Annotated in this window: 18 protein-coding genes and 1 pseudogene; 14 read left to right on the top strand and 5 right to left on the bottom strand. The window is 74.3% G+C overall.

Annotated elements, in window-relative coordinates; genetic code table 11:
- From E4P41_RS09260 to E4P41_RS09225, 7 genes and pseudogenes are all read left to right on the top strand, one after another.
- Nucleotides 1-275 (top strand): annotated as a pseudogene (locus E4P41_RS09260) (L-aspartate oxidase); the annotation flags it as partial.
- Nucleotides 272-1,195 carry a carboxylating nicotinate-nucleotide diphosphorylase gene (gene nadC / locus E4P41_RS09255; RefSeq protein ID WP_135140804.1) on the top strand — a complete coding sequence of 308 codons (924 nt, stop codon included), beginning with the start codon at nt 272-274 and terminating at the stop codon, nt 1,193-1,195. The pseudogene E4P41_RS09260 and the gene nadC, both read left to right, overlap by 4 nt.
- Nucleotides 1,196-1,197: 2 nt before the next feature.
- Nucleotides 1,198-2,019 carry a type III pantothenate kinase gene (locus tag E4P41_RS09250; protein ID WP_135140802.1) on the top strand — a complete coding sequence of 274 codons (822 nt, stop codon included), beginning with the start codon at nt 1,198-1,200 and terminating at the stop codon, nt 2,017-2,019.
- A gap of 11 nt (nt 2,020-2,030) precedes the next feature.
- Nucleotides 2,031-3,539, top strand: a complete 1,509-nt coding sequence (gene lysS, locus E4P41_RS09245) for a lysine--tRNA ligase (RefSeq protein WP_135140800.1) — start codon at nt 2,031-2,033, stop codon at nt 3,537-3,539.
- 144 nt (nt 3,540-3,683) lie between these two features.
- A complete protein-coding gene (locus E4P41_RS09240; RefSeq protein ID WP_135140798.1) occupies nt 3,684-4,031 on the top strand; it encodes an Lsr2 family protein in 348 nt (115 codons plus the stop codon).
- Nucleotides 4,032-4,343: 312 nt separating this feature from the next.
- Nucleotides 4,344-4,535, top strand: coding sequence for a hypothetical protein (locus E4P41_RS09235; protein ID WP_135140796.1), 192 nt, complete (start codon nt 4,344-4,346; stop codon nt 4,533-4,535).
- A gap of 572 nt (nt 4,536-5,107) precedes the next feature.
- Nucleotides 5,108-7,633, top strand: a complete 2,526-nt coding sequence (locus E4P41_RS09225; RefSeq protein ID WP_135140794.1) for an ATP-dependent Clp protease ATP-binding subunit — start codon at nt 5,108-5,110, stop codon at nt 7,631-7,633.
- A 310-nt stretch (nt 7,634-7,943) separates the two neighbouring features.
- Here E4P41_RS09225 and E4P41_RS09220 read toward each other — a convergent pair whose 3' ends face one another.
- Nucleotides 7,944-8,843: an A/G-specific adenine glycosylase gene (locus tag E4P41_RS09220; RefSeq protein ID WP_135140792.1), complete on the bottom strand. Its 900-nt coding sequence runs from the start codon at nt 8,841-8,843 to the stop codon at nt 7,944-7,946.
- 76 nt (nt 8,844-8,919) lie between these two features.
- Between E4P41_RS09220 and E4P41_RS09215 the strand changes: the two genes are divergently transcribed.
- The gene (locus E4P41_RS09215; protein WP_135140790.1) at nt 8,920-9,600 is read left to right on the top strand and encodes a MucR family transcriptional regulator; all 681 of its coding nucleotides are present in this window, start codon (nt 8,920-8,922) and stop codon (nt 9,598-9,600) included.
- Between the two features lie 103 nt (nt 9,601-9,703).
- On the opposite strand, the gene disA is transcribed toward E4P41_RS09215, so the two are convergent.
- From disA to E4P41_RS09200, 3 genes are all read right to left on the bottom strand, one after another.
- On the bottom strand, nt 9,704-10,789 hold the full coding sequence (disA, locus tag E4P41_RS09210; RefSeq protein WP_135140788.1) for a DNA integrity scanning diadenylate cyclase DisA: 1,086 nt from the start codon (nt 10,787-10,789) through the stop codon (nt 9,704-9,706).
- 110 nt (nt 10,790-10,899) lie between these two features.
- Nucleotides 10,900-12,267 (bottom strand): DNA repair protein RadA, encoded by a 1,368-nt coding sequence (gene radA, locus E4P41_RS09205; protein ID WP_135140786.1) that lies wholly within the window; start codon nt 12,265-12,267, stop codon nt 10,900-10,902.
- Between the two features lie 137 nt (nt 12,268-12,404).
- Nucleotides 12,405-13,121 carry a hypothetical protein gene (locus tag E4P41_RS09200; RefSeq protein ID WP_135140784.1) on the bottom strand — a complete coding sequence of 239 codons (717 nt, stop codon included), beginning with the start codon at nt 13,119-13,121 and terminating at the stop codon, nt 12,405-12,407.
- 100 nt (nt 13,122-13,221) lie between these two features.
- On the opposite strand from E4P41_RS09200, the gene E4P41_RS09195 reads away from it, so the two are divergent.
- The 3 genes from E4P41_RS09195 (at nt 13,222) to E4P41_RS09185 (ending at nt 16,464) form a co-directional block, all read left to right on the top strand.
- The gene (locus E4P41_RS09195) at nt 13,222-14,808 is read left to right on the top strand and encodes a cryptochrome/photolyase family protein (RefSeq protein ID WP_209307623.1); all 1,587 of its coding nucleotides are present in this window, start codon (nt 13,222-13,224) and stop codon (nt 14,806-14,808) included.
- 155 nt (nt 14,809-14,963) lie between these two features.
- Nucleotides 14,964-15,557 carry an RNA polymerase sigma factor gene (locus E4P41_RS09190; RefSeq protein ID WP_167761005.1) on the top strand — a complete coding sequence of 198 codons (594 nt, stop codon included), beginning with the start codon at nt 14,964-14,966 and terminating at the stop codon, nt 15,555-15,557.
- The gene (locus E4P41_RS09185) at nt 15,526-16,464 is read left to right on the top strand and encodes a hypothetical protein (RefSeq protein ID WP_167761004.1); all 939 of its coding nucleotides are present in this window, start codon (nt 15,526-15,528) and stop codon (nt 16,462-16,464) included. The genes E4P41_RS09190 and E4P41_RS09185 overlap by 32 nt, the downstream gene beginning before the upstream one ends.
- Before the next feature lie 126 nt (nt 16,465-16,590).
- On the opposite strand, the gene E4P41_RS09180 is transcribed toward E4P41_RS09185, so the two are convergent.
- Nucleotides 16,591-17,448 carry a UbiA family prenyltransferase gene (locus tag E4P41_RS09180; RefSeq protein WP_245177212.1) on the bottom strand — a complete coding sequence of 286 codons (858 nt, stop codon included), beginning with the start codon at nt 17,446-17,448 and terminating at the stop codon, nt 16,591-16,593.
- A 131-nt stretch (nt 17,449-17,579) separates the two neighbouring features.
- Between E4P41_RS09180 and E4P41_RS09175 the strand changes: the two genes are divergently transcribed.
- From E4P41_RS09175 to ispF, 3 genes are read left to right on the top strand one after another with little or no spacing between them, the layout of a single operon-like run.
- On the top strand, nt 17,580-18,062 hold the full coding sequence (locus tag E4P41_RS09175) for a CarD family transcriptional regulator (protein ID WP_073418385.1): 483 nt from the start codon (nt 17,580-17,582) through the stop codon (nt 18,060-18,062).
- Nucleotides 18,063-18,103: 41 nt separating this feature from the next.
- A complete protein-coding gene (gene ispD, locus E4P41_RS09170; RefSeq protein WP_135140774.1) occupies nt 18,104-18,778 on the top strand; it encodes a 2-C-methyl-D-erythritol 4-phosphate cytidylyltransferase in 675 nt (224 codons plus the stop codon).
- Nucleotides 18,775-19,272 carry a 2-C-methyl-D-erythritol 2,4-cyclodiphosphate synthase gene (gene ispF, locus E4P41_RS09165; protein ID WP_135140772.1) on the top strand — a complete coding sequence of 166 codons (498 nt, stop codon included), beginning with the start codon at nt 18,775-18,777 and terminating at the stop codon, nt 19,270-19,272. The genes ispD and ispF overlap by 4 nt, the downstream gene beginning before the upstream one ends.
- Nucleotides 19,273-19,294 lie beyond the last annotated feature (22 nt).

Genomic DNA, 19,294 nt, shown 5'->3' with positions numbered 1-19,294 from the left:
TGGCCGCCGGGCTCGGGCCGGACCGGGTGGGCGGTGCGGGTGTGCGGACAGCACCCGGCGTGGCGGGCTGGGAGGCCACCGACCTGCTGACCGTGGCCGGTGCGCTGGCCGCCGCCGCCGCGGCCCGCGAGGAGACCCGCGGCTGCCACTGGCGCGAGGACCACCCCGACACCGAGGAGGACTGGCGGGTGCACCTGGACGTGCGGCTCGGCGAGGACGGCTCCCTGCAGGTGACCCGCCGCCCGGTGGGGACGCCGGTGGTGCGGCCGTGGTGAGCACCCCCCGGGACCTGGCCGACCCGCGCGACCTCGCCGGCACCGGCCTGGCCGAGGCCTGGGTCACCGAGCTGGTCGAGCGCACCCTGGCCGAGGACCTCAGCGGCGGCGCGCCGCTGCCCGGCGCCCCCGACCTAGCCGTCGCCCACGACGTCACCAGCGCCGCCACCGTGCCGGCCGGGCAGCTCGGCACCGCGGACCTCGTGGCCCGCGCCGACGGCGTGGTCGCCGGCCTGCCGGTCGCCGCCCGCGTCTTCACCCGGCTGACCCCCGGCGCCACCCTCACCGCCGGTGCCGCGGACGGCGACCGGGTGACCCGCGGCGACGTGCTGCTGACCGTCCGCGGGCCGGTGCGGGCGCTGCTGGCCGCCGAGCGCAGCGCGCTCAACATCGCCAGCCGGGCCAGCGGCATCGCCACGCTCACCCGCCGGTGGGTCGACGCGGTCGAGGGCACCGGCGCCGTCGTCCTCGACACCCGCAAGACCACGCCGGGGCTGCGGCCGCTGGAGAAGTACGCCGTCCGCTGCGGCGGCGGGTCGAACAAGCGCATGGGCCTCTACGACGTCGCTATGGTCAAGGACAACCACGTCGCCGCCGCCGGCTCGGTGGCCGCCGCCGTCGCCGCGGTGCGCGAGCGCGCGCCCAGGGTGACGGTGCAGGTGGAGGTCGACGAGCCCGCGCAGGCGGTCGAGGCGGTCGAGGCCGGTGCGGACTTCCTGCTCTGCGACAACATGCCGCCGGAGACCCTGCGGGAGGTCGTGGCCCTGGTCGGCGGCCGGGCCGAGCTGGAGGCCACCGGCGGACTGACCCTCGAGATGGCCCGCGCCGTCGCCGAGACCGGCGTCGACTATCTCTCGGTCGGGGGGCTCACCCACTCGGCGCCGATCCTCGACCTGGCGCTCGACCTGCGGGCGAGCTGACCGTGCTGCTCACCGTCGACGTCGGAAACAGCCAGACCGTCCTGGCCACCTTCGACGGCGGGCGGCGGGTGGGCGGCTGGCGGGTGACGACCGCACCGCGGGCCACCGCCGACGAGCTGCGGATGCTCTGGCGCGGGCTGCTGCGCGACACCGAGGTCACCGGGGTCTCGGCCTGCTCGACGGTGCCCGCGCTCCTGCCGGCGCTGCGCGCGCTGCTGGACTCCCTCGAGGTGCCGGTCGTCCTCATCGGGCCCGGCGTGCGGACCGGCGTCCCGCTGCACGTGGACAATCCGCGCGAGGTCGGCGCCGACCGGGTGGTCACCGCGCTGGCCGCACACGAGTTCTTCGGCCGCCGCCCCGGCGGCCGCGGGCGCCCCGTCGTCGTGGTCGACTTCGGCACGTCGACCAACGTCGACGCGGTCGGTCCCGGCGGGCAGTTCCTCGGCGGCGCCCTCGCGCCCGGCGTGGAGGTCGGCCTCGAGGCGCTGGCCACCCGTGCGGCGCAGCTGCGCTCGGTGGAGCTGACGGTGCCGCCGCAGGCGATCGGCAAGAACACCGTCGCGGCGCTGCAGTCGGGCCTGGTGCTCGGCTTCGCCGGCCTGGTCGACGGGCTGGTGTCCCGGATCGCCGCGGAGCTGGTCGCGCAGTTCGGCACCGCGCCGGTCGTCGTCGCCACCGGCGGGCTGGCGCCCCTGGTCGCCGACAGCTGCCGGTCGATCGGGGAGCGGGAACCGGACCTGACCGTGCACGGGCTGCGGCTGGCCTTCGAGCGCCACCAGGCCGGTGATCGTTCTGCCACCGGACGGCGCAGCGGCTCCCCGTAGGCTCGACGCCCGTGAGTGAGCTCCCCCCAGGCCCGCCGGACGACGAACTGCCCGAACAGCTCCGGGTGCGCCGGGCGAAGCTGGACCGGATGCGCGAGAGCGGCATCGACCCCTACCCGGTGGCCGTCCCCCGCACGACCACCCTCGCCGCCGTCCGCGCCGAGCACCCCGACCTGGAGCCGGACACGATGACCGCCGAGCGGGTCGGCGTCACCGGGCGGGTCATCTTCGTCCGCAACACCGGCAAGCTGTGCTTCGCCACGCTGCGCGAGGGCGACGCCGAGCTGCAGGTCATGCTCTCCCTCGACCGGGTCGGCGAGGAATCGCTCGCCGCGTGGAAGGCCGACGTGGACCTCGGCGACCACGTGTTCGTCGAGGGCGAGGTCGGGACGTCGCGGCGCGGGGAGCTCTCGGTGTTCGCCGACTCCTGGCAGCTGACCGCCAAGGCGCTGCGGCCGCTGCCGGTGGCGCACAAGCCGATGAGCGAGGAACTGCGGGTCCGCCGTCGCTACGTGGACCTCATCGTCCGCGACGACGCGCGCCGCACCGTCCGGCAACGCGCCACGGTGATGTCGACCCTGCGGCAGGGACTGGCCGCGCGCGGTTATCTCGAAGTGGAGACGCCGATGCTGCAGACGGTGCACGGCGGCGCCGCCGCGCGGCCGTTCCGCACGCACATGAACGCATTCGACCTCGACCTGTACCTGCGCATCGCACCGGAGCTGTTCCTCAAGCGGTGCATCGTCGGCGGGCTGGAACGGGTCTTCGAGATCAACCGGAACTTCCGGAACGAGGGTGCCGACAGCACGCACTCGCCGGAGTTCGCGATGCTCGAGGCGTACCAGGCCTACGCCGACTACCAGGTGATGGCCACGCTGACCCGTGAATTGACGCAGGAGTGCTGTGCTGCGCTGTTCGGCGACCACGTGGCGCGGCACAACGACGGCACCGAGATCGACCTGTCGGGAGAGTGGCGGCAGGTGCCGCTCCACGCGCTGGTCTCCGACGCCGTCGGCGAGGAGGTCACCCCCGAGACGCCGCCGGAGACGCTGCGCGCGCTCGCCGAGCGGCACGACGTCGGGGTCGACCCGGCGTGGGTGCCGGGCAAGGTCGTCGAGGAGCTGTTCGAGGCGCTGGTCCAGGACACGCTGCAGGAACCGACCTTCGTCATGGACTACCCGGTGGACACCTCGCCGCTGACCCGCGCGCACCGGTCCCGGCCGGGTCTGGCGGAGAAGTGGGACCTCTACATCGCCGGCGTGGAGCGGGCCACGGCCTACTCCGAGTTGGTCGACCCGGTGGCGCAACGCGAGCGCCTGGTCGCCCAGGCCGTGCTCGCCGCCAAGGGGGACCCCGAGGCGATGGCCTTCGACGAGGACTTCCTCGAGGCCCTCGAGTACGGCATGCCGCCGACCGGCGGCATGGGGATGGGCATGGACCGGCTGATGATGACGCTCACCGGATTGGGCATCCGGGAGACCATCCTCTTCCCGTTGGTTCGCCCGCTTTCCGGCTCCTGAACTCGCGAGGCCCGCTTCTCACTCCTTTGTGGGTCCCGTTCCTCATGTCGGCAGGAATGGTCTATGGTTCTTCTCGACAGACTAACGGCTTCCTCCGGGTGAGGAGAACCTCGTCCGGCGGAGCAGTGGAAGTGGAGATGGTGAATGGCGCGCAAGGTCCAGGTGATCCTCAGTGACGACCTCGACGAGAATGTGCCCGCGGACGAGACGGTGACCTTCTCGCTCGACGGCACGAACTACGAGATCGACCTGTCGGAGCAGAACGCCGAGGAGATGCGCGACGCCTTCTCCCGGTACGTGCAGGCCGCCCGCAAGGTCGGCCGGGGCAGCGGGCGTGCTTCCGGCGGCGGCCGGTCGCGGGCCACCGGCGGCCGCATGGATCGCGAGCAGGCCGGCGCCATCCGCGACTGGGCCCGCAAGAACGGCCACGCGGTCAGCGACCGTGGGCGCATCCCGGCCAGTGTCGTCGAGGCCTACGAGGCCGCGCACTGAAGAAGGGCCCCGTCCTTCCCACCCTTCGTTGAAGGACCCCCTGTCCCCACCGTTCCAAGGACCCCGTCCTCCCCGAGACGGGGCCGGCGGCGGGGCCCTGCAGGGGCCGGGGCCCGGGACGGGGCCACCGCACAGCTGACCAGCGGCCCGGCACCCTCCGAGGGGGTGCCGGGCCGCCGTCGTCCGGTGAGGTCCTCCGGTGTCACCGGGCGAGCGACCAGGGTCGTCGGACCCCGCGCGGGACCCCGTGGAGACACGCCTGCGCGCGCCGAGCACCACCGCCGGCCTCGACCGGCGCCGGGCGCGGTCCGGATGCGGGGACACCTCGACCTGTTCGCCGCGGACCTGCTGTGCGGCAGCGTCGTCGCACTGCAGCGACGGGGGCACCGGCAGGTCACCGTCCGCCTCGAACCCCTGGCCATCGCCGACGGCGCCGCACGGGACCTGCTCGTGTGCCTGACCGGCCGGCTGGCGGCCGAAGGGATGCGGCTGGTGGTCGAGTGAGCACCCTGGACGGCCCCCGGCCCCTCCTGACCGGTTCCGCTGGACCGTGGGCGTGGACGCCGTGGCGCCCCGCTCGCCCTGGGGCGGGACGGCGCCCAGCCGGCTGCACGCGGTCGACGACGCCGGGCTGGTCGCCGGCCGGGCACTGTGCCTCGCACCGGTCACCCTCCTCGACCCGCCCTGGGGAGGTGGTCGGACGGCGGCAACGAGGAGCCGCTCTGCTGGGTCTGCCTCGCGCTGACCTGCCGGGCGGACGACGGGGCCGGACTGGACGGCGTACCCCGACGCCGTCCGTGCTGGATCCGGACATTCCTCGACGCGCCGTCCGCGCTGGAGCTCTACGTGACCCGCCGCGCCGTCCGCTGTGGGCGTATTGGACCTGGAACACCGGCCCGCCCCCATCGGTTGGACCGTACAGCTCCCTCCTTCCGCACCGGCCGCGTGCCGACGGAGGGTCGGAGTCCGCGACTACAGTGGAAAAACCGGTGCCCCGCGCGCCGACGGACGTCGGGTGCTCCTCCCCACCACGGGGAGGGCAGCGCCGGACCAGCCGGTCAGAGGAGAAGCAGCAGATGTTCGAACGGTTCACCGACCGAGCCCGCCGCGTGGTCGTCCTGGCCCAGGAAGAGGCCCGGATGCTCAACCACAACTACATCGGCACCGAGCACATCCTCCTGGGGCTGATCCACGAGGGTGAGGGTGTCGCCGCCAAGGCTCTCGAGTCCCTGGGCATCTCGCTGGAGGGTGTCCGCCAGCAGGTGGAGGAGATCATCGGCCAGGGCCAGCAGGCCCCGTCGGGCCACATCCCCTTCACCCCGCGGGCCAAGAAGGTGCTCGAGCTGTCCCTGCGCGAGGCGCTGCAGCTCGGCCACAACTACATCGGCACCGAGCACATCCTGCTCGGCCTGATCCGCGAGGGCGAAGGCGTCGCCGCCCAGGTCCTCGTGAAGCTGGGCGCCGACCTCAACCGCGTCCGCCAGCAGGTCATCCAGCTGCTCTCGGGTTACCAGGGCAAGGAGCCGGCCGCGGCCGGCGGCCCGGCCGAGGGCACGCCGTCGACCTCGCTGGTGCTCGACCAGTTCGGCCGCAACCTGACCCAGGCCGCGCGCGACTCCAAGCTCGACCCGGTCATCGGGCGGGCCAAGGAGATCGAGCGGGTCATGCAGGTGCTGTCCCGCCGGACGAAGAACAACCCGGTCCTCATCGGCGAGCCGGGCGTCGGCAAGACCGCCGTCGTCGAGGGCCTGGCCCAGGCGATCGTCAAGGGCGAGGTCCCCGAGACGCTGAAGGACAAGCAGCTCTACACGCTGGACCTCGGCGCGCTCGTCGCCGGTTCCCGCTACCGCGGTGACTTCGAGGAGCGGCTGAAGAAGGTCCTCAAGGAGATCCGCACCCGCGGCGACATCATCCTGTTCATCGACGAGATCCACACGCTCGTCGGGGCCGGTGCCGCCGAGGGCGCGATCGACGCCGCGAGCATCCTCAAGCCGATGCTGGCCCGCGGTGAGCTGCAGACCATCGGCGCCACCACGCTGGACGAGTACCGCAAGCACCTGGAGAAGGACGCCGCGCTCGAGCGGCGCTTCCAGCCGATCCAGGTCGGTGAGCCGACCCTCGGCCACACGATCGAGATCCTCAAGGGGCTGCGCGACCGGTACGAGGCGCACCACCGGATCAGCATCACCGACGGCGCCCTCGTCGCCGCTGCGACGCTGGCCGACCGGTACATCTCCGACCGCTTCCTGCCGGACAAGGCGATCGACCTGATCGACGAGGCCGGTGCCCGGATGCGGATCAAGCGGATGACCGCGCCGCCGGACCTGCGCGAGTTCGACGACCGGATCGCGGCCATCCGCCGCGAGAAGGAGTCGGCGATCGACGCGCAGGACTTCGAGAAGGCCGCGTCGCTGCGCGACAAGGAGAAGACCCTCCTCTCCGAGAAGGCCGAGCGCGAGAAGCAGTGGAAGGCCGGCGACATGGACGTCGTCGCCGAGGTCGACGACGAGCAGATCGCCGAGGTGCTGGCCAACTGGACCGGCATCCCCGTCTTCAAGCTCACGGAGGAGGAGACCACCCGCCTCCTGCGCATGGAGGACGAGCTGCACAAGCGGATCATCGGCCAGGAAGAGGCCATCAAGAGCGTCAGCCAGGCGATCCGGCGCACGCGGGCGGGCCTCAAGGACCCGCGCCGTCCTGGTGGCTCGTTCATCTTCGCCGGCCCCTCGGGTGTCGGTAAGACCGAGCTGGCCAAGGCGCTGGCCCAGTTCCTGTTCGGTGAGGACGACGCGCTCATCCAGATCGACATGGGTGAGTTCCACGACCGCTTCACCGTGTCGCGGCTGGTCGGTGCCCCTCCCGGTTACGTCGGCTACGACGAGGGCGGCCAGCTGACCGAGAAGGTGCGGCGCAAGCCGTTCTCGGTGGTCCTCTTCGACGAGATCGAGAAGGCCCACCAGGACGTGTTCAACACACTCCTGCAGGTGCTGGAGGACGGCCGGCTCACCGACGGTCAGGGCCGGATCGTGGACTTCAAGAACACGATCCTGATCCTCACGACCAACCTCGGGACGCGGGACATCTCCAAGGCCGTGGGCCTGGGCTTCCAGGTCGGCAACGACACCCAGTCGAACTACGAGCGGATGAAGCTCAAGGTCAACGAGGAGCTCAAGCAGCACTTCCGGCCGGAGTTCCTCAACCGCATCGACGACATCGTCGTGTTCCACCAGCTCACGGAGGACGAGATCATCCAGATCGTCGACCTCATGGTCGCTCGAGTGGAGACCCAGCTGGCCAACAAGGACATGTCCCTGGAGATCACGCAGGACGCCAAGAAGCTGCTGGCGGCCCGCGGGTTCGACCCGGTGCTGGGTGCCCGGCCGCTGCGCCGGACCATCCAGCGCGAGATCGAGGACGCCCTGAGCGAGAAGATCCTCTACGGCGAGCTGACCGCCGGTCAGATCATCGTGGTGGACGTCGAGGGCGAGGGCGCCGAGCAGAAGTTCGTCTTTCGCGGCGAGGCCAAGCCGATCGACCTCCCCGACACCCCACCGGTCGCGCTCTCCGGCCGCGACGGGGAGCCGCCGGCGCAGGCGGAGTAAGCAAGGACCTCGCCCTCCCCACCTCCCGTTGAAGGACCCCCTTCTCCCCACCCCTCGCACATTCGGGGCGGACCCCTGGAGGGGGCCGGGACGAGGCCACCCGAAGGACCCCTCCGCTCACCCGAGCGGAGGGGTCCTTCGGCGTCTGCGCGGTGGTCGTGCCGCCGTGGCTCGATCACCACCTGGTCGCTGCGCCCCTCACCCGGTGTTGATCATGGGCCTCTTGCGCCCGACACGCGCCGACACGCCGCGGCAGCCTGCAACGTCCCCATGATCAACACCGGAGGGTGCGGAGAGGTGGGCGGGGTGCTCAGACCGGAAGGATGAAGCGGCCATCGTCGGTCTGCTCGACCAGGCCGTCGGTGAGCAGCGAGTCCAGGCACCGGTCGCGCTGGACGGCGTCGTCCCACACGTCGTCCAGCAGCGGGGCCGCCACGGGCCCCTCGGCCGTCCGCAGGACGTCCAGGAGCCGGCCACGCACCTGACGGTCGGTTCCGGCGAACCCCTGCACCCGGCGGGGCGGGCCGTCGGAAGCCGGGTAGCCGGCCAGCCGCCATGCGCAGCGCTGCCGCACCGGGCAGGCCGCGCACCGCGGCGTCCGGGCCACGCAGACCAGCGCGCCCAGTTCCATGACCGCCACGGAGAAGCGGACGGCCCGCTCCGGATCGGCCGGGGCGAGCGCCGCGACGTCGGTGAGGTCGGTGGCCCGTGCCGGTGCCGCCTCCGCCCGGCCGTGCACCAACCGGGCCACCACCCGCCGCACGTTGGTGTCGACGACCGGCTGCGGCTGCCCGTGCCCGAAGCAGGCGACGGCGCGGGCGGTGTAGGTGCCGATGCCCGGCAATGCCTCCAGCGCCGCCACGTCGGCCGGGACGACCCCACCGTGCCGCTCGGTGAGGGCCACGGCGGTCTCGCGGAGCCGCAGCGCCCGCCGCGGGTAGCCCAGCTTGCCCCAGGCGCGGATCACCTCGGCCGGGGAGGTCGCCGCCAGGGCCGCCGGGGTGGGCCAGCGGCCCATCCAGTCCCGCCACACCGGCTCGACCCGGGCCACCGGCGTCTGCTGCAGCATGACCTCGCTGACCAGCACCGCCCAGGGGTCCACGTCCGCGCGGCGCCACGGCAGGTCCCGGGCGGCGGTCGCGAACCAGTCGACGAGGACCTCGCCGACCTCGCTCGACGACGGCGGGAGGGTGCGGGCCGGGCTGTCCACGGGGACCCAGTGTGCCGCCCGCACGGTCGGCGTGCCGCCGCAGGTCAGCGGTCCGCGGCGCACTACGGTTCTCGGCGTGCTGCACCCGGTCGGCCCCCTGCCCGCGGCCGTCTACTGGCGGCGGCGGCTGCTGGTCCTCGCGCTGCTGCTCGCCGTCCTGGGCGGCGGGGGCTGGCTGGCGCTCGCCGCGGTGACCGGCGGGGCCGAGGGGACGACGGCGACCGCAGCGACGACCGGGCCGACCGACGCGCCCGCCGAGCCGCCGGCGCTGGAGCAGGTGGTGCCCTCGCTGGCCAGTGTGCGGACGCCGACCCCGGCACCCGAGCCGGCCCCGCGACCGGCCCCGGAACCCGCGGGGCCCGCGCCGGGCGGACCGTGCACGGACGACATGGTCGGCCTGGAGGTCCGCGCCCCCGGCAGCGCGCCGGTCGGCGGCAAGCCCACGTTCGAGCTGGTGGTCACCAACGTCTCGCAGGTGCCGTGCGTTCGGGTGCTCGACAAGGGCCTGCAGGAGATCGTGATGCTGGACCCGGCCGGCAACCGGGTGTGGGGCAGCAACGACTGCTTCCCGGAGGACAGCAGCGACATTCGCACCCTCGCGCCGGGGGAGTCGGTGGCCTTCCCGCTGGTCTGGAGCGGCCTGGTCAGCGAGCCCACCTGCACCGCTCCCCGGACGAAGCCGGCGCCGGGGCAGTACGCGCTGCGCGGCCGGCTGGACACCAAGACCAGCCCGGATGCGCCGTTCACCATCGGCTGAGAGAGGACCCGTCCTCCGAAGGCCCCGTGAAGGACGCCCTTCTTCCCACCCCCCCGCACGCTCGGGGCGGGACCCGGAAGGGGGGCGAGGACGGGGCCCTCTTTCAGCTGTAGCGGTCGAGGATCGAGGTCTCGGCCAGCCGGGAGAGCCCCTCCCGGATACCGCGGGCCCGGGCCTCGCCCACGCCGTCGACGGCGAGCAGGTCCTCGATGGTGGCGGCGAGCAGCTTCTGCAGGCCGCCGAAGTGGTCGACGAGGCGGTCGATGATGCCGGCCGGCAGCCGCGGGACGCGGGCCAGCAGGCGGTAGCCGCGGGGGCTGACCGGGGAGTCCAGCGCGTCGGCGGACGTCGGCAACCCGTAGCAGCGGGCCACCGCGGAGAGGTCGAGCAGTTCGGTGGCCGACAGCGCGCGCAGGTCGGCCAGCACGTCCTCGATGCTCCTCGGTCGGCGTAGACCGGAGGGCAGGTAGTCGCGGACCAGCAGGGCGCGGTCCTCCTCCACGCCGGCGAGCATCTCGTCGAGCTGCAGCGCCAGCAGCCGCCCGTCGGTGCCCAGCTCGACGACGAAGCCCTCGATCTCGTCGGCGATCCGCCGGACCATCTCCAGCCGCTGGCTCACGCTCATCGCGTCGCGGACGGTGACGAGGTCTTCGATCTCCAGCGCCGACAGCGTGCTGGCCACCTCGTCGAGCCGCAGCTTGTACCGCTCCAGCGCGGCCAGCGCCTGGTTGGCCCGCGCCAGGATCGTCGTCGGGTGCTCGAGCGTGTACCGCCGCCCGGCGACGTAGACGCTGATGATGTGCATGGACTGGCTCACCGAGATCACGGGGAAGCCGGTCTGGATGGCGACCCGCTCCGCGGTGCGGTGCCGGGTGCCCGACTCCTCGGTGGGAACGGTCGGGTCGGGCATGAGGTGGACGCCGGCCCGCACGATCCGGGCGCCGTCGTAGGAGACGATCACCGCGCCGTCCATCTTGGCCAGCTCGCGCAGCCGGGTCGCCGAGAGCGCGACGTCGAGGGCGAAGCCGCCGGTGCAGATGGACTCGACCACGCGGTCGTAGCCCAGCACGATCAGCGCCCCCGTCCGCCCCGCCAGGATGCGCTCCAGGCCGTCACGCAACGCCGTGCCCGGTGCGATGCGGCCGAGCAGTTCGCGGAGCGCGACCTCGGAGTCCACAGCGGGGGGCACGAGCGCTCCTGACGTTCGACGTGGTGGCGGCCGATTCTACGTGGGCACCACGGTACTGGCGGTCGCCCGTGAGCCACCTCACGCCGCCGGTACCCGCAGGCGCGGTGGCGTCAGAAGAGCCGGGCGAAGGCGGCGCCGAGGTCGGGCACCTCGACCAGCCGCATGCCGCGCGGCGCGCTGCCGGCGTCCTCCGGGACCAGCGCGACCTTGTACCCCTGCCGGGCTGCCTCGGCCAACCGCCGGCCCGTGCCGCCGACGCGCCGGATCTCGCCGGACAGCCCGACCTCGCCGACCGCGACCAGGCCACGGGGGAGCGGGACGTCCTTGGCCGCGGAGGCGATCGCCAGCGCCAGGGCGAGGTCGGCCGCGGGCTCGGCGATGCGCACCCCGCCGACGGAGGCGGCGAAGACGTCGGCGTCGGCGAGCCTGACCCGGCCGCGCCGCTCGACCACCGCGTTCACCATGGCCACGCGCTGGGAGTCCAGGCCGCTGACCGCGCGGCGGGGTGAGCCGCCCCCGCCGCTGCCCGCGACGAGTGCCTGCACCTCGGCCAGCAGCGGCCGGCTGCCCTCCAGGGTGACCGTGACGCAACTGCCGGGGACCGGTGCGCTGCGCCGGGAGACGAACAGGTGCGAAGGGTCGGGGACGCCGACGACGCCGGTGTCCCCGATCTCGAAACAGCCGATCTCGTCGGCCGGGCCGAAGCGGTTCTTCATCGCCCGGATGAGACGCAGGGTGGAGTGGCGCTCGCCGTCGAAGGAGACCACGACGTCGACGAGGTGCTCGAGCGTGCGCGGCCCGGCGATGGCGCCGTCCTTGGTGACGTGGCCGACCAGGATGGTGGTCATCCCGCGGCTCTTCGCGACGGCGGTGAGCGCACTGGCCACCGCCCGCACCTGGGTGGAGCCGCCGTCGGTGCCCTCGACGGCGGGGGAGCGCACCGTCTGGACGCTGTCGAGCACCAGCAGGGAGGGCGCGACGTCCTCCACGTGCGCGAGGACGGCCGACAGCTCGGTCTCCGCGGCGAGGTAGAGCCGGTCGTGCAGGGCGCCGATGCGCTCGGCCCGCAGCCGCACCTGGGCCGCGGACTCCTCCCCGGAGACGACGAGGGCCGGGCCGTTCATCGCGGCCACGCGGTGCGCGACCTCGAGCAGCAGCGTGGATTTGCCGACGCCGGGCTCGCCGGCTACCAGCAGCACGGCGCCGGGTACCAGCCCGCCGCCGAGGACCCGGTCGAACTCCTCGATGCCGGTCGGCACGGCGCGCGCGGCGGCGAGCTCGACCTGGGCGATGGGCACCGCCGGGGCGGTCACCGGGCCGGCGGCCACGGCGCGCAGCGGGGAGGCGGCGGTGCCGACCTCCTGCAGGGTGCCCCAGGCCTGGCACTCGGGACAGCGGCCGACCCACTTGGCGGAGCCGTAGCCGCACTCGGTGCAGCGGTGGGCGGGACGGGCGGACCTCACTCCGGCAGGTGGCACGCGGCGACGCTAACCGCGGCCACCGACGGTTCCGGGGAGGAGGCCACCCTCCAGGTCCCGCCGGGCCCGCCCCGACCCTGCGAAGAGTGGGAGGACGGGGTCCTCCGACGAGACGTTGGAGGCAGGGTGGTCCTTCGTCAGTTCGGCTCGCCGGGGCCGCCGCCGGCCTCGCTCTCGTCCTCGAGGGCGAGGTCCTCGGCCGACTCCTCGCCGCCCTCCTCTTCCTCGTGGAAGTCGAAGACGTCCTCGCGGGGCAGGACCCGATCCGGGGCCGACACCAGCGCCGGGACGGTGACCTCGCCGGCCTCCGCGAAGGTCAGCGTGACCTCGATGCTCTCGCCGGTGGTCAGCTCCTCCGAGAGGTCGGCGAGCTCGACGGTGGGGCCGTCGGAGCCACCGAGGAACACGCTGGACCGCGGCGGGATGGGAATGTCGACCTGGGTGCCGGCGGTCGGCGTGGGCGACGGGCTCGGCGTCGTCGTCTCGGGGGTGGCCCCGGGTGTGGTCGGGGTGGCCGGCGGTGAGTCGGGGACGGTGGGGGAGGGTGCGGCCTGGCCGGAGACGACGACCCCGTCGAAGGCCTCGCCCTCGATGCCCACCAGCGTGTCGGGCTCGGTGCCGGCGTTGACGATCACCAGCTGGAGCTCGGCGTCCTCGCCGGTCTCGTAGAGGCCGTCGTCGGGGTAGGCGAGCTGGATCTGCCGCAGCGTGATGTCCCCGACCTCGGTCTCGGCACCGAGCTCGTCCCCCTCCTGGGTGGCCGTCTGGGAGACCTGGCCGGCGCTGCACGCGGTCAACGCGACCGGGTTGAGGAGCAGGACACCCATCGTGGCGGCGCGCAGTGCGCGGTTCACAGCCGTCGACCTCCAGGGACGTGCCGGCCACCGCAGGTCGATGGCCCGAGTCGCACCGAGCCTAACGCCGGGCCCAGGATGGCCGCCGGGAGGTGAGGCCGTGCCGCAGGACCCGGCGGGAGGGCGCGGGATTCCCGGCACGCCGCGACCGGCTGACGGCGACCCGGCGCTGACCGCGTTCCCGGCCCGCGCACCCGGCACCCGACGGTGGTGCTTCGCCGACCAGCTCGGGCCGCACTTCCTCGACCGCCCCGACCAGCCGGTGCTGCTCGTCGAGTCGCGGGCGGTGTTCGCGCGCCGCCGGTTCCACCGCCAGAAGGCCCACCTGGTGCTCTCCGCGCTGCGCCACCGGGCGGCCGAGCTGGGCGAACGGGCAGAGTTCCACCAGGTGCACACCTACGCCGAGGCGCTGGACCGGGTGCGCGAGCCGCTGTCGGTGTGCGCGCCCACCACGTGGAGCAGCCGCGACCACGTCCTCCGCCGCACCGGCCTGCAGGTGCTCGCCGCGCGCGGCTTCGTCAGCACGCAGGCCGACTTCGCGGCCTGGGCAGCCGGTCGGGGCCGGCGGCGGCTGCTGATGGAGGACTTCTACCGGGACGCCCGCCGCCGGCACGACGTCCTCATGGACGGCGCCGAGCCGGTGGGCGGGCGCTGGAACCTCGACCAGGAGAACCGGGAACCGCCGCCGTCCGACGGCCGTTCCCCGGCGCCGGAGCCGGAGTGGCCGGAGGAGGACGAGATCGACGCGCAGGTGCGTGCCGACCTCGACCGCTGGGCGGCCGACGGCGACGTCGCCTTCGTGGGGGACGACGGCCCGCGACTGTTCCCGGTGACCCGCCAGGAGGCGCTGCGCCGGTTGCGCGACTTCCTCGACGACCGGCTGGGCGTCTTCGGCCCGCACGAGGACGCGATGCTCTCCGGCGAGCGGTGGATGGCGCACTCGCTGCTCTCCCCGGCGTTCAACCTCGGCCTGCTCGACCCGCTGGAGGTGGTGCGCGCCGCCGAGCAGCGCTACCGGGACTCGGTGGCCGACGGCGACCCGCTGCCGCTGAACAGCGTCGAGGGCTTCGTCCGCCAGGTGATGGGCTGGCGGGACTACATCTGGCACACCTACTGGCACCTCGGCCGGGACTTCCGGCACGCCAACGCGCTGGACGCGCACCAGCCGGTGCCGGGGTGGCTGGCCGACCTCGACGACCGCGCCGTCGAGGCGGCGTGCCTGTCCGACGTCCTCGCCGACCTGCGCCGGGACGGCTGGGTGCACCACATCCCCCGGCTGATGGTGCTCGGCAACTACGCCCTGCAGCGCGGCATCGACCCGTTGGCGATGGCCGACTGGTTCCACCGCAGCTTCGTCGACGGCTACGACTGGGTGATGGTCGCCAACGTCGTCGGCATGAGCCAGCACGCCGACGGGGGTCTGCTCGCCACCAAGCCGTACGCGGCCGGCGGCGCCTACATCCACCGGATGAGCGACTACTGCGGGGGCTGCCGGTACGACCCGCGGCGCCGGCTGGGGGACGACGCGTGCCCGTTCACCGCCGGCTACTGGGCCTTCCTCGAGCGCAACCGCGAGCGGCTGGCACCCAACCAGCGGATGCGCCGGGCACTGCAGGGCCTCGACCGGCTCGAGGACCTCGAGGAGGTCGTCGAGCAGGAACGGCTCCGCGGCACGACGGCTCCCTGAGCCCGGCCCCGTCCCGAGCTTGCGAGGGGTGAGGAGGACGGGGCCCTTCCGCGGTGGGGAGGACGGGGTCCTTCCACCGACCGGGTGACCGCCGTCCAGTCCGGCCCGGCACCTGCCGATCCCAGGGACGACGGGATCGGCGGCGGGAGGTGCTGGTGCGGACGGGACTGCCCTTCGACGACGTCCTGGCTGCGGCACAGGCCGGGGCTGCGTGGGCGTTCGAGGTGCTCTACCGGGACCTGTCCCCGGCGGTGACCGGATACCTCCGCCTGCACGGCGCGGCGGAGCCCGACGATCTGGCCAGCGAGACCTTCATCGGCGTCCTCACCGGGCTGGCCGGCTTCCGGGGCGACGAGGACGCCCTGCGCGCCTGGGTCTTCACCATCGCCCACCGGCGGCTGGTCGACGACTGGCGACGCCGGGGACGCCGTCCGCAGGTCAGCGACGACGACGCGCTGCTCGAGGAGCGCCGCGGCGGGGACGTGGAGGACGACGTCCTGGTGCGCTTGGGCGCCGGCGACGTGCACCGGCTCTGCGGCAGCCTGCCGGTCGACCAGCGGGCGGTCCTGCTGCTGCGGATCCTCGCCGACCTGACCGTCGAGCAGGTCGCGCAGGTTCTCGGGAGGTCCGCCGGTTCGGTCAAGGCGCTGCAGCGGCGCGGGCTGCGCACCCTCCGGGTCGCCCTCGACGAGACCTCACCCGGACGGGTGGGGGTCGGTGCGCACCCTTCTGCGGCTCTCCGGCGATGACGGGGACGAGATGACCACTCCAGCCGACGCCACCGCCGCCGAGGAGGCCTTCGAGGCCTGCCTCGCCGGCCGACCCCTGCCGGACGGCGCGTCCGGCCTGGCCGCGTTCACCGACGCGGTGCGGGCCAGCGCCACCGCACCCGGGCGGCCGAACGCGGCGCTGGCCGAGCTGCTGGCGACCGGTCTCCTCGCCCCCATCCAGGAACCGTCCCGCGGGACGGACGGGCGCCCCGCCCGGAGCTCACGGAAGAGACACCGCATGTTCCTCCCCGCACTCGTCGTCAAGTTCGCCTCCGCCGGCGCCGTCGCCAAGGCCACCGCCGGAGCCGGCGTCGCCCTGGTCGCCTTCACCGGCGCGGCCTCCGCCGACGTCCTCCCCGAGCCCGTCCAGACCACCGTCGAGGAGGTCGCCGACCTCGTCGTGCCCGGTGGCGAGGCGGCGAGCCAGCCGGTGGTGGAGCCGGCCCCCGAGGATCCGGCCGTGGACGGCGGCACCGCGCCCGACGTCCCCGTGACCGGCGGCGACACGCCCGAGGTGCCCGGAACGGAGGACGCCACCGACGTCCCGGCCACCGAGACGCCTGCCACGGACGCCCCCGCGACCGACGCCCCGCCGACCGCGGAGCAGTGGCAGCAGGGCCCCGCCGAGGGGCAGTCGTTCGGCGGGTGGGTCAGCGAGGGCGCGCAGGCGGGCCTTGTCGACGGGCGGACGGTGTCCGAGCAGGCCCGCGAGCGCAACGAGCAGCGCCGCGCCGAGCGCCAGGGCGCCCCGCAGGAGACGCTCGAGAAGCCGCCCGCCGTCCCGGCGCCGGTGGCCGAGGAGCCGGCCGAGGAGCCGGCCGTGGAGCGGCCGACGCCCGCGCCGGCTCCCGCCGGCGGCCACGGCAGGGGCAACGGCGGGAAGTGACCCGGCACGGCCCCCTGGAGGGTCCGGCCCTCTCCCGGCGTCGGTCTCCTCCAGGGCGCCGCCCGAGCTCGCGAGCGGTGAGAGGCAGTCCTTCTACGAAGGGTGGGGGAGGACGGGGCCCCTCTCTCAGGTGACCGCGGCCCCGCCGGCGAGCAGCAGCACCACGTCGAGGACGGTCAGCAGCATGATCGCTGGGAACGCCAGCCGGCGGAACCGCGCGGTGCCCGCCAGGGCGGCGACCGCGACGGCCGGCACGGCCAGCGCCAGGCCGGCCCAGCGGGCCACCGTCGGCGGGCCGTCCGGCCCGAGGACCAGCACGAGCGAGGCCGCCCCGAGCAGCGCGGCACCGATGACGGCGGCGGCCCGCGGGCCCAGCCGGTGCGGCAGCCCGCGGACGCCGGTGGCGAGGTCGTCCTCCAGGTCGGGGGCGGCGTTGGCCAGGTGGGCGGCGGCGCCCAGGGCGGCCCCTGCGGCGACCAGCCACCACGGCGCTGCCAGCCAGCTCGCCCCGCCCGGCGCCGCCGCGACCACCCCGGCCGGCAGCGCCCCGAAGCCGGTGACGTAGGGCAGCACCGAGACCACGGTGCGCTTGAGCCCGGCGTTGTAGGCCCAGCCGCTGGCCACGAGCACGAGCAGCAGCAGCCCCGGGACGACGCCGAGCAACAGGGAGAGGACGACGGACGCGGCGGCCGACCCGAGCGCCAGCGTGCGCAGCAGCGAGGGGTCGACGGCGCCCCGGACCACCGGTTTGTCGGCCCGTGCGACGGCCCGGTCGCGGTCGGCGTCGAGCCAGTCGTTGCTCCACCCGATGGACGTCTGACCTGCGAGGACGGCCACCCCCACCAGCAGCATCCGCCCCGCGGGCAGCCCCGCGACGAGGGCCAGCAGGGTCGCCACGGCGGTGACCGCGACGGTCGGTCCGAGGTGGGTCGCGAGGGCGAGCGCACGGAGGGTGCCCGCCGGGCGGGCCGAGTCGGCAGGCACATCGACCACTGTCCTGTCAACCCCTCCCGGGCACTTCATCTGGGCCCTGACCTGCGGGTTTACGAAGTCAGGCCGTCCCGTTCGTCAGTCTGCCGTGGTAACCTGTGGACAGCGAAAGGGGTCACACACACATGGGCTTCACTGTCGGCGAGACCGTTGTCTACCCGCACCACGGAGCCGCTCTCATCGAGGCGATCGAGACGCGGGTCATCAAGGGTGAAGAGAAGGCCTACCTCGTGCTGAAGGTCGCCCAGGGCGACCTCACCGTGCGCGTGCCGGCCGACAACGCAGAGATCGTCGGCGTCCGTGACGTCGTCGGTCAGGACGGACTGAACCGGGTCTTCGAGGTGCTGCGCGCGCCGCACACCGAGGAGCCGACCAACTGGTCGCGCCGCTACAAGGCCAACCTCGAGAAGCTCGCCTCCGGCGACGTGAACAAGGTCGCCGAGGTCGTGCGCGACCTGTGGCGCCGCGACAAGGACCGCGGCCTCTCCGCCGGCGAGAAGCGGATGCTCTCCAAGGCGCGCCAGATCCTGGTGAGCGAGCTCGCGCTCGCCGAGGGCACCAACGAGGACAAGGCCGAGGTGCTCCTCGACGAGGTCCTCGCCAGCTGAGCTCGCGCGTCGAGCTCACCCCGCACATCCGGACCGCTCCCGTGCACGCTGTCGGCATCGTCGCAGCGGCCGGGAGCGGTCTGCGTCTGGGGGCCGACCGCCCGAAGGCGCTGGTCCCGCTCGCCGACCGCCCGCTCGTCTGCTGGGCGGTCGACACCCTGCGCGACGGCGGCGTGGCCGACGTGGTGGTGGCCGTCCCCGGCGACGAGCTCACCGCCTTCGCCACCGTCCTGCCGCTGGACGTGCGGCTGGTCGTCGGCGGCGCGACCCGCACGGCGTCGGTCCGGGCCGCCCTCGACGCTGTGTCCGATCCCGCCCGCCCCGCGGCCGACGCAGTGCTCGTGCACGACGCCGCCCGCCCGCTGACCCCGACCGACGTGGTGGCCCGCGTGCTCGCCGCGCTGGCCGGCGGCGCGCCCGCGGTGGTCCCGGTGCTGCCGGTCGTCGACACGACGGTCACGGTGGACGACGACGGCCGGCTCACCGCCGCCCTCCCGCGGGAGACGCTGCGCCGCGTGCAGACGCCCCAGGGCTTCGCCCGGGCCGCACTCGTCGACGCCTACGAGCGGTTGCCCGCCGAGGTCGAGCTCACCGACGACGCGGCGGTGGTCCGCGCCGCCGGGGTCCCGGTCACGACCGTGCCCGGTGACGAGCGGGCGGCCAAGGTGACCGTCCCGTACGACCTCGACCTGGCGGAGCTGCAGGTGTCCGGGTGACCCTGCCCCGCGTGGGGGTCGGGGTCGACGTCCACCCGGTCGAGGCCGGCCGTCCGTGCTGGCTGGCCGGCCTGGAGTGGCCCGGCGTCGACGGCTGCACCGGTCACTCCGACGGCGACGTCGTGGCGCACGCGCTCACCGACGCCGTCCTCTCCGCCGCCGGGCTGGGCGACATCGGCGGCCTGCTCGGCACCGACGACCCCCGCTGGGCCGGGGCCCGCGGCGCCGCCGTGCTCGCGCACGTGCGCGAGGTCCTCGAGGAGGCGGGGTGGCGGGTCGGCAACGCCGCCGTCCAGCTGGTCGGCACCACCCCGAAGGTCGGGCCACGGCGCGCGGAGGCCGAGCGGGTGCTCGGCGAGGCCCTGGGCGCCCCGGTGAGCGTCACCGCCACCACGACCGACGGCCTGGGCCTCACCGGCCGGGGCGAGGGCCGGGCGGCGGTGGCGACGGCCCTGGTCGTCCGGACGACGTCCGTGGACTCCCCGCCAGGCTGATGCTGCGCTCCGTAGACTCCGC

It is taken from the genome of Geodermatophilus sp. DF01-2 (assembly GCF_004571065.1).
GTDB lineage: Bacteria > Actinomycetota > Actinomycetes > Mycobacteriales > Geodermatophilaceae > Geodermatophilus.
This window is presented reverse-complemented; position numbering and strand designations above follow the sequence as displayed.